This window comes from Microcoleus sp. PH2017_35_SFW_U_B (assembly GCF_020737865.1).
GTDB lineage: Bacteria > Cyanobacteriota > Cyanobacteriia > Cyanobacteriales > Microcoleaceae > Microcoleus.
Window position 1 is genome coordinate 1 of record NZ_JAEQDE010000174.1, and the last position, 10,076, is coordinate 10,076.

Annotated in this window: 11 protein-coding genes; 5 read left to right on the forward strand and 6 right to left on the reverse strand. The window is 47.2% G+C overall.

The window, feature by feature from the left end:
* Positions 1-637: 637 nt before the first annotated feature.
* Positions 638-1,669, forward strand: a complete 1,032-nt coding sequence (locus tag JGK36_RS32860; RefSeq protein ID WP_293187033.1) for a glycosyltransferase — start codon at positions 638-640, stop codon at positions 1,667-1,669.
* 550 nt (positions 1,670-2,219) lie between these two features.
* On the forward strand, positions 2,220-2,993 hold the full coding sequence (locus JGK36_RS32865) for a DUF1350 family protein (protein ID WP_293187035.1): 774 nt from the start codon (positions 2,220-2,222) through the stop codon (positions 2,991-2,993).
* 15 nt (positions 2,994-3,008) lie between these two features.
* Here JGK36_RS32865 and JGK36_RS32870 read toward each other — a convergent pair whose 3' ends face one another.
* On the reverse strand, positions 3,009-3,518 hold the full coding sequence (locus tag JGK36_RS32870; protein WP_293187036.1) for an anti-sigma regulatory factor: 510 nt from the start codon (positions 3,516-3,518) through the stop codon (positions 3,009-3,011).
* 549 nt (positions 3,519-4,067) lie between these two features.
* Complete coding sequence (locus JGK36_RS32875; RefSeq protein WP_293187037.1) at positions 4,068-4,298, reverse strand: hypothetical protein; 231 nt, start codon at positions 4,296-4,298, stop codon at positions 4,068-4,070.
* A 243-nt stretch (positions 4,299-4,541) separates the two neighbouring features.
* Here JGK36_RS32875 and JGK36_RS32880 point away from each other — a divergent pair, with 243 nt between their 5' ends.
* Complete coding sequence (locus JGK36_RS32880) at positions 4,542-5,678, forward strand: SpoIIE family protein phosphatase (protein WP_293187038.1); 1,137 nt, start codon at positions 4,542-4,544, stop codon at positions 5,676-5,678.
* A gap of 56 nt (positions 5,679-5,734) precedes the next feature.
* Here the strand turns inward: JGK36_RS32880 and JGK36_RS32885 are convergent, their stop codons facing one another.
* The 4 genes from JGK36_RS32885 to JGK36_RS32900 form a co-directional block, all read right to left on the reverse strand.
* On the reverse strand, positions 5,735-6,061 hold the full coding sequence (locus JGK36_RS32885) for an STAS domain-containing protein (RefSeq protein ID WP_293187039.1): 327 nt from the start codon (positions 6,059-6,061) through the stop codon (positions 5,735-5,737).
* A gap of 231 nt (positions 6,062-6,292) precedes the next feature.
* A complete protein-coding gene (locus tag JGK36_RS32890) occupies positions 6,293-6,997 on the reverse strand; it encodes a helix-turn-helix domain-containing protein (RefSeq protein WP_293193837.1) in 705 nt (234 codons plus the stop codon).
* Between the two features lie 135 nt (positions 6,998-7,132).
* Positions 7,133-7,681, reverse strand: coding sequence for a DNA starvation/stationary phase protection protein Dps (gene dps / locus JGK36_RS32895; RefSeq protein ID WP_293187041.1), 549 nt, complete (start codon positions 7,679-7,681; stop codon positions 7,133-7,135).
* A 115-nt stretch (positions 7,682-7,796) separates the two neighbouring features.
* A complete protein-coding gene (locus tag JGK36_RS32900) occupies positions 7,797-8,057 on the reverse strand; it encodes a sulfiredoxin (protein WP_293187042.1) in 261 nt (86 codons plus the stop codon).
* 469 nt (positions 8,058-8,526) lie between these two features.
* Here JGK36_RS32900 and JGK36_RS32905 point away from each other — a divergent pair, with 469 nt between their 5' ends.
* Positions 8,527-8,781, forward strand: coding sequence for a hypothetical protein (locus JGK36_RS32905; RefSeq protein ID WP_293187043.1), 255 nt, complete (start codon positions 8,527-8,529; stop codon positions 8,779-8,781).
* Between the two features lie 83 nt (positions 8,782-8,864).
* Positions 8,865-9,935, forward strand: coding sequence for an Hpt domain-containing protein (locus JGK36_RS32910; protein WP_293193838.1), 1,071 nt, complete (start codon positions 8,865-8,867; stop codon positions 9,933-9,935).
* Positions 9,936-10,076: the final 141 nt, after the last annotated feature.

Below are 10,076 nucleotides of genomic sequence, written 5' to 3' on the forward strand. Positions count from 1 at the left end.
AAAAACAATTCTAGCGGTCGCTATTAGCCATGAGTCACCCACTATTTTCAGCCAATTTAACGAGTTGTGGACTTCCTTCTCGACCTTAACAGGCTGGCTGGTACTGACAGAACTGCGGTTTACAAACCGGATAATTGAGCCTTGGTTTTCGGCATTCCAGATATTATCTCAATTCTAGACTTATCTTGTCCAGCAAGCTTTGATTAAGTTTAGATAACTATTTCGCCCTGTAAGTTAACCTCTTCTTTCCCCCAAGGCAGGAAGTTTGATATAGGAAGTTAATTTTCTTAATTTCCTGTCATAAAACTTAATAAAGCTGTATAATCCTTTGCGGAAAGCACTGTTGATTCTATGTAGATATACGAACGCTCAGAAACAGCATCCTATTTTTGCCCTTGCTGGCATACACGCCAGGGGGTGGAAGCTCGAATCATCTAGCGCCGGACATTATGCTTTGCAACTTAACTGCTCAAACGCGAGCTTTCATCGCACTAGATCCCAGTCAGTGCGTTTCACAGCCAGCAATTTTCAGTTTCAGCGGAAAATCCTTACTTTCTTCGTATTCTAATTTCAGGGGTCATATGTGGCGAAGACTATACTTCGGCGAACAACTACCAAAACACAACTAATTCAAGTTATGAACAGCCCAAAAGTCAGTGTAATAATTCCTGCATTCAATGCAGCCGAAACCCTGGCCGAGGCCGTTGCCTCCGTAGTTAATGGCAGCCACAAGCATCTAGAAATTTTAATTGTTGATGACTGCTCGACAGACGATACTAGAAAAATTGGTGCTAGGCTGGCCAAGCAAGATTCGAGAATTAAGTTCTATAGAAATCCCCACAATTATGGGGTTTCCAAGTCAAGAAATTTAATGATCAAGCGGGCAACCGGCAAGTATGTAGCGTTTCTAGACAGTGACGATACCTGGGAACCCAACAAGCTAGAAGTTTGTTTGAAGATGCTCGCAGACAATCCCGAAGTCAAAGCAGTTGCTCACGCTTTGCGGTATTTAGACAAGCATGGCAACAAGTTGAGTTACGTTCCTACCTATCCTACAACTAAAGCCGAAATGCAGGCGATTAAGGAGACAGGCGAAAGTCCTTGGGTTTTCCCGTCTTCTGTGGTAGTCGATCGCTTCATTTTGCTCAAAGAAGGTGGCTTTGCAGAAGATTGGGAGGTAGGAGAAGATACAGAGTTATTTACCAAAATTGCTCAAAAGCACGGCTTGCTAGCCGCGACAGCACCTTTGGGAAATTATCGAATTAGAGGAAACTCTCTCACAGACAAGCACTGGCTGAAAAAGCGCATAGCTTCTGAATGTGTCAAGGAAAACCAACTGCGGCGCTTGCGGGGAGAAAAAGAGTTATCGCTCAACGAGTACGAACAGTTGTGCTTTAACAATTTGCCCCTTTTGCCAAGGCTCAACAAATTCCGAGAAGTTTTGGCACTGCACTACATGAGAAAGGTGGGACAAAGTTGGTTGAATCGGGAGATTGTACTGACTCTGATTTATGGCATCGCTACGACAGCCCTCAATCCTCAAGCTACTCTGAACAAGTGGAAATGGATGAAATCTCACGAGAAGTTGAGCCGTCAAACGACAGAAAGCACCCGTCATGCAGCAGAATTTAATCCCCAGCGATCGTCGGAAGTCAGCGGTTTTTCCTAAAGGCTCTTGTATTTGTATGCAGGTTTTAATCTAAGACGGTTCGATCTGAACCGTCTTGGAGATAAAAGCCTCTGAAAAATAGATACGCTCGATCGCTCTGGCGTCGCGCGATCGCAACAAAGCGTTAACCATCGCGTATAGTGTTATATTCAGCCGCCAGCCTCAACCCGAGCGAGCCGGAAATAGCAGCCTGTGCCCGCCGTGCTATTTGCTGCCAAAACAATTAAAATAGATAAGGTTTCATTCAGTTGACAGTTGACAATTGACAGTTGACAGTTGACAGCAGTTGACAGTTGACAGCAGTTGACAAAGAAGGAAGAGGATTGGAGCAATCAATCGTCTTTTTTAAATTCCTCCCGATCGGGGTTCCGGCTTTAAACCAATTATTTATGGTAAGTAAAAAGCCAAGTTTTGTGAATAAAAATGGGTAGGAAACCTATTTGTTAGGCAGAAAGTAAAAGCAAAAAAGTAACAAAAATTATGCTTTCTACCTTTTTACCTGATACCTTCAGAGAACGATCGCCTTTTTACTTTGAACTAGACTAAATTTATGGACTGGCAAGAAATTTCTGGCAACTGGGTATTAATTCCCTCAAACTCGAAACCGATCGCGATCGTACATTTTCTCGGCGGCGCATTTGTAGCTGCTGCACCGCAACTGACCTATCGGTGGCTGTTAGAGGCCTTGGGGAATCAAGGATATGTGGTAGTAGCAACCCCGTTTGTCAATACTTTGGATCATATTGCGATCGCCCGCGATGTCCTCAACAAGTTTGAAAATGCCCTCGATAGGTTGCGCGCCAAGAAATTGCTCAAATCTTCCTATCTGCCTGTCTACGGCATGGGGCACAGCATGGGATGCAAACTGCACTTGCTGATCGGCTCGGTGTTTGACATAGAAAGAGCCGGCAATATTCTGATCTCTTTCAACAATTATGCAGCATCCGAAGCAATCCCGATCGTCGAGCAAATTTCCCCCGTCTTTAACGTAGAGTTTACCCCTTCCCCCCAAGACACCAACCGCCTCGTGCAAGATAGCTATCAAATCCGGCGCAATCTTTTAGTCAAATTTAACAGCGACAACATCGACCAAACCCTGCTGTTAAATGGTCTGCTAAAACAAAGATTTTCCGACATGATTACAGTTCAGACACTGGCCGGCAACCATCAAACGCCATTAGGTCAAGATGTTAGCTGGCCTGTCGGTCAAATTTTTACACCCTTCGACGCGATCGGCCAATGGGTAAAACAAGAAGTGTATCGAGAATTAAATCAATTAAAACGGACAATTCTGCTGTGGCTAAACCCTCTGTCGCGCGTTTAACAGCCGATGAGCCGATCAACCCAAAAGTTCGTCCGGCAACTGCAAAATATCATCTTCGTCGTCCGTCTCGGGGATAGGAGTATAGTTTTTGACGATCGACAGACAGTTACGACCATCAGCCGTTCTCGTATAACTGAGACTGTCTGCGATGTCTTTCATCAACTTGAGGCCCCGCCCGCCCGAAGCTTCAGGATCGATCGTTTTCGACATATCTTGAATTTTTTGCTCTAAATCAAAGGGAGAGCCCGAATCCCAAATTTGAATCTCTACAGATTCAGCAGACACCACCACGTTAATCTCCACCGGCAAATCCGGCCGTTTGCCCTCGTGGGCGTGACGCACCGCATTTGTAAAGCCCTCAGCCAAAGCCAACTGACAGCGTATCCACACACTTGTAGGAATTCGCTGCTCGTACAATTTTGCAAACCAGGACAAAACTGGCTCTAAAGCACTCTGGCCAGTATTGACTTGAAGAGCCGCTTTCTTTAGGACTTGCAACTTTTCGGAACCTTTTAATTCAATCACGCTCAGCCACTAAAATTATAGTTCCGTGACATACTCCTACACTGATTGCAAGCAATACAGTGTAGGCTTCTCATCCAATCCAGCTATTGCTTCGGAGGCGATGAGCTTTGTTTTAAGTCCACGGAATGCCCTACCGCAGACTGTAAATTTCTTACCTTGTACCCTACAAATTTTACTGCCCTGGATGAGATGCTGGCTGATTCGCACTATCGGACAAACCCGGAGGTAATTTGCATTAATCAAGATGTGCCTACTTGCTTCTATGCTGTGCAACGGAGTCGCTTACCAATAATCGCAATGCTACTGGACAGAGGCTGATCAGACACCGATAGGGGTGAAGTTAACCAAATTTATTCTATCAAATTTATGGGTACAAACAAAATATGACAGCTCATTTCCGACCTACCCTCTTCCCTCGCCTCCGGCATTGGTCAGAGGATTGTCGTCAACTCGCTCGCAATTCATCTCATCACCTCCCTATCGGGCAGGTGAAAGGCTTCTTGCTGTTTTATTAGCTAAAATAGAGGCAAATATTATACTGCCTGTACTTTACGTTGTTAACTTTTTTGCCAAAATGCGGGCAACTGCTAGCGCCAACATCACCCATCGCAGTTCTTCAATGGCAGCGTCATTTTCCAGTTGCTGCTGCGGCGGCTGACCGTGTAAAACCAAGCAAAATTGAATGGGAGTTCGACTGTACTGGCTTGTACTGCTAAAAAAATAAATGTCAAATCGAGTAATTAGCTGTTTACGATACCAGAAGTCGCGCCCCGATGTCAATTCGCCCCTGCTGCCCAAAAAAAATCTATCAAAGTTTATGTTCTGAGGATAAACTGGGTGAAGTTCGACCCAACCAAAATTTGCATCAAATTTAAAGGTAAATTGAACTCGATGGCTGGCCGGCAAAAGCATTTACCTGAAAAGCGATGTTATTAGACTATACTCAATCTCAGACAATCGCCCTCACAGGATATATTTTAAATGACCCCCAGACCTTTGAAAGACTTGTAGTACCCGAGTGCCATGTTTCAAATTCTGGTTATTGACGATGATACGGCTGTTCAAGAGCTGCTGAGAAGAACCCTGAAAAAACAGGGTTACGAAGTGACAGTAGCAAGCAATGGCGAAGACGGCGTGGCCCAGGCGCAAAAATTGCGTCCGGCGCTGATAATTTGCGATTGGATCATGCCGCGTTTGACCGGCATTGATGTTTGCCGTCGAGTTAAGGCTGATCCGGAACTGTCAACTACACAATTCTTTTTGTTGACTTCTTTGGGATCGATCGCCGATCGAGTCAAAGGGCTTGACGCCGGTGCCGACGATTTTATCTCCAAGCCGATCGAACTCAACGAATTGCAGGCGAGAGTACGCGCAGGATTGCGGCTGCACCAACTCAGCCGAGATTTGAAAATTGCCAAGCAAAGCCTGGAAGCAGAGTTAGCCGAAGCAGCGGAGTACGTGCAATCGCTGCTGCCCGATCCGATGACGGAACCTGTCAGCATCGAGGCAAAATTCATTCCCTCCCGGCAGTTAGGCGGAGATTGCTTCGACTACAACTGGCTGGATGCCGATTATTTGGCGATTTACTTGCTTGACGTAGCCGGTCACGGGTTGCGGGCGGCGCTGCCTTCTGTGGCGGTGCTGAATTTGCTGCGATCGCGCGCACTGCCCAACATTGACTACTACAAACCGAGCGATGTTTTGCGGGCCCTCAATACCACCTTCCAGATGAGCTACCAAAATGACAAATATTTCACCATCTGGTATGGCGTTTACAACCGCATTACTCGGCAGCTAACTTACGCCAGCGCCGGCCATCCCCCGGCCGTGTTAATTTCCCAGTCCCCTGCGAGCACGGCTAAAATCAAGCAATTAAAAACCCCCGGAATGCCAGTTGGGATGTTCCCCGACGCCCGCTATGTCGATAATTGCTGCGATGTCGAGGATTTAAGCACTCTCTACATCTTTAGCGACGGGGTATACGAGATTCACCAACCTGACGGCAATATCTGGGGGCTAGACCCTTTCATCGACCTGCTAGCATCTTACAACGGTGCAACTGCCGATCAGTTAGAACTGGTTCTGAACTACATTCAAAAGTTGAACGCTAAAGCAGTTTTTGATGATGATTGGTCTTTACTCAAGATCAACTTTGGCTAGCTGACCTCTTGCATCACATTTGCAACCAAATGGCAAGAAGACAGCAGCCAAAAGAGTTAGTTAGTGGAGACAATTTTGCGATTAAAAGCATCCCGGGTCGGAAAGATCTCGAAAACTCGATCCATGCTGGTGAGTTCAAATAAAATGCGGATTTGCTCGTTGATAGAACAGACGACTAATTGACTCCCAGCGGCCCGGACTGTTTTGAGCGCTAATACTAAAGCGCCCAAACCAGAACTATCCATAAAAGTCACATCAGTGAAGTCTATCAATACCACATCGGCTCCCGCTTCCACTAGGTCGCTAATCTCTTGGCGGAATTGACTTGCCTTGGTGCCGTCTAAAATGCCAGAGGGCTGAATAATTTTAACTACAGGACTCATATTTTGCGATGGGAATGTCAGAATTTCTAGCCAGACTAGGCTAAGTATAGCTGCGAGATGGACTCCGATCCAAATAAGAGAAACGGAAAATCCGAGAACGGGAGAATATTGTTGAGTGCAAGAGATGGCGCTCTTTGCGGATGGGAACGCCGATCGGACTCGCAGCGCTTCGCCACCGCGAGTGAATTGTGAGAGGGGGACAATTTTTGTTCTGCTGAATACAGAATGGCATCAAACTAAGCTAACTTTGGCGCGGTAGAGGAGTTTATCGCCTTGTGTGTAGCCTGTATAGCGGACTTTGACGGGTTCTCCGGCCTGGGCTGTTCCTTCGATGAGCTGGTGCTGTTGCGGGTTGTAGGGAATCTCTGCTCCGACTGGGGCGATCGACTCTATGCCCCAATGCTGCAATAACTGCTCGACGGGGCGTAGCAACGGCAGCAGTTTCTGGGCCCGCAAGTGGTGATTTTCCTGAGCTTTGCTGGCAGCAGTCGGCCACTGCAACATCCAAGATTCTAAAATTTGTACGCTAGCAAGCTGGAATTCCTCCATCAAAGACGATCGCTGCTGTGCGATCGCAGCTTGGAGGCGCTGATATTCTTGTTCTAAGGCTGTGGGTGGTGCCTTTTCTAACTCTACAAAGTCTGGCGCCAAGGTTGCGAGCAGTTCGGTTAAGGAAATTTGCAAAGCTTGACTGATTTTGAGCAGGATGTCGGCTCGGGTTTTCAAAGCTAAGCCGCGACGCAGGCGGATGACCTGAATTTCGGGAACTCCTGCTTTTTGGCTGAGTTCTCGATCGCTCGAAATCCCGGCCTGTTGCATCAGCCGTTGCAGTTGAGGAGCATAATCTGGAATATTAGCTGCCACGAAAATTTCATCCAAATTAATAAATGGACATATTCTCGATCGTAAACTGTCGGGAGCCGATCGGAAATACATCTTTGGGGCGGGCTAGGAGCAACGGCCCACAAAAGTTGTGGCACAGGCCAGAAAGCCTGTGGCGGGCTCTCCGGCCCACCCCACAAAAGTTGTGGCACAGGCCAGAAAGCCTGTGGCGGGCTCTAAAAGTTGTAGCTATTTGACGGCAACTTTCTCAGCGACGGCTGTTGCAGTTGTCGCAGAAGCTTGCAAATGCGCTTCTAGGAACCACAAACGTTTGTCAATAGCCCGCGAAATTTCGGTGTACAAGTCGGCTGTATCGGCGTCGCCAAGTTCTGATGCTTTGTCGATCGCAACTCGTAGATGTTGGGCGTAGGGTGCATAGCGATCGGCTAAAGCAGTGACGTATTCCTTGCCATCTAGAATGTCGAAAGGAAATTCTGGCAAAATCGAATCTGCGGCGGCTGTGCGGGCTGTTCCGACAGCCAAACCGCCCAAAGCAGTGACTCGTTCAGCAACCGTATCGACGTATTCTTCGAGTTCCCCGGCCATTTCGTCAAACAGCAAATGCAACTGATAGAAGTCCATGCCTTTGACGTTCCAGTGAGCTTGCTTGACTTGAGTTTTTAAGTCCAGAGTGGTTGCTAGCGTGGCGTTGAGCAGCCCGACTATTTGAGAGCGGGTGGCGGCTGACATATCGATGCGCGTCGGGTAAAGGTGTTGTTTGTGGTTGTTGGTAGTCATAGGTTTTTAGGTTGTTAGTGGTGATTGTCGATCGAATATCTGAGACTGTTTGGACAGTTAGTTTTGGCTGTTTTGGCTGTTTTGGGCGATCGAATATTTGCCTGTCGTGAATTGCTCAGGCTAGGTGCATCTGCAACACAGCACGGGGAGCTCGGCGGATTTTGCACGGGATAGTTTCTAAACCGAGGCGCTGGCAAGCTTCGTACCGGTGGCAGCCGGAAAATCCGTAATACTGGCCATCTACTTCTAGCACGTCGATGGGCTCGTTTAAACCTACCTCCCGGATGGATTCCATGAGGGCGGCTACTTTAGTTTGGTCGTTGACTCGCGGCAGGGGGCGGCGAATCTGGTTGAGAGGAATTTCTTCGATCCTCATGGCGGCTCTCTTTTTTGCTTCTTGTTAAATCATACTCGTAATGACTTCGACTTGGCAAGAGAAATGTCGGGAAATTTTGAGCTTGGGAGAACGGGGGCGTGCGATCGACCGTTTGCTGTAGTGTTTGAGGTATAACAAAAAGACAGAGGTCAAGCCTGTTTTTAGCGGTAAACGCGTTCAGCGTGGTTTATATAGAGCCTCAACTGGCAAAACAATCAATGCTGAGTTTTAGGACTGTGGACTAAAATTACCAACGTAGATGTCTAACATTGACTACTTTTGGGTAGCTTTGTCCATGTTTTTACGAGCGGTTAGAAAATCCTAACTACTGCTATTTTGACAGGAAGTCCCCAAAAATAATTTATTGGTAACACGCAGCACCGCTAGGATTTTTCATGCCTTTCGATAGATCGATCGACCTCAACGTTCTAGGTACAGTGGGACAAAAGATAAATTGTGGTTTGATATTATGGCATCATCCCAACCCCTCAAAGGTCTTGAATTGATCGACTGCGCCAAAGCCAATGCCCAACAAGGAATCACCACAGCCGCCGAGCTTTGCGGCTACGGAAGCGACCTCAACACTTTTGAGCGGGAACTCAAAGAAGCTTGCCAAAAAATCGGCGTCGAAGTCAAGGAATTGAACGACTTGATTACGGATCAGCAGATGATCAAACAAGGAATGGGCATCGAAATTGCTCCAGATACTCCCTCAGAACTCTAAAATCGATCTCCAGCACACCAGGAAAGAGAGCTAAAACCGCCCAGACACGAGTATTGTCAGTCTTTCACAAGAGGCAGGCTAGAATATTTTGCATGGGAGCTTCTGACTTTTGGCAGGAGTCGTGTTTCCTCCCACGAAGATGGTTCTTTCTGGAGGATGCTGAGATTGTTAGGAGGACTGTCGTGTCAGATCAGCAAGATCGAATAATGCGTTTGTTTATAGAGGAGGCTAAGGAGCACCTCGATACTCTAGAAAATGGTTTGGTGGATTTGAAGTCCACGATGAAAGACCCCGAAATGGTCCAAGAGATGTTTCGAGCCGCCCACTCTGTGAAAGGAGGGGCGGCTATGCTCAGCTTGGATAGTATTAAAACAACCGCTCACCGCTTGGAAGATTGTTTTAAGGTACTCAAGGATGGGCCCGTCAAGCAAGTTGACCAAACGGCAGAATCTCTATTTTTAAAGGGAGTTGATACGCTTAAAGACTTGCTGGCGCGACTGGAAGGGCCTTTTGGCTTGAGGAATGAAGAGGGAGAAAAACTCGTCCAGCAGGTGATGCCAGTTTTTGCTCAACTGGAAACTCATCTCAACAACTTGGCGGCGGGCAAAGTTGTGGCGGTTGCTACTGCTGGAACTCGTGCACCTGTCGCGGCTCCAACAGCGGGCGCCGCGCCGGGGAATTTTGCTGTTCAAGTGATGGTTTTACTGAAAGAGATGTTGCAGGTGTTCAAGCAGAAAGAATCTGCTGCTAGCCGTCAGGAATTGGCGACTGCGTGCGCTCGACTCTATAAGTTGGGAGCTAAATTTGAGCCTTGGCAAAATTTAGTTAAAACTGCTAGAGGGGCGATCGTTAATCCCAAAAACTCTTATAAAGTCTTAGCTCCGCTGATTATCAAAGAGCTCAAGGATGCGGGAGATTTGGTGCAAACGGGGAAAGTTAAGACGATCGCTCCGAGTAAAAATTTGCTACTTTTGGTAGCAGCCCCAAAACCAGCAGAGGTAAGCGCCCCAGCAGCCCCAGCAGCAGCGTCGAAGCAAGTAGCTCTTCCCGCTGAACCTAAGGCGGTAGTCAAGCTTTTGCTCAAAACCTTCAACAAAAAGCAACTCTCGGAAATTGCCAAGTTACTGGTTCACGCCATTAAATCCTCTTCCTAGGAGCAAGAGTTAAGTGGCAAATAGTTTGCTAAACTTATCTAAAGTTGATTGCTGAGAGTCAGTTCCATGTTTGCCGTCAAGCGAGCGCTCAAATTAAATAATACTGAAGCAACCTTGATGGCAAAACACGCAGGCTTTCGG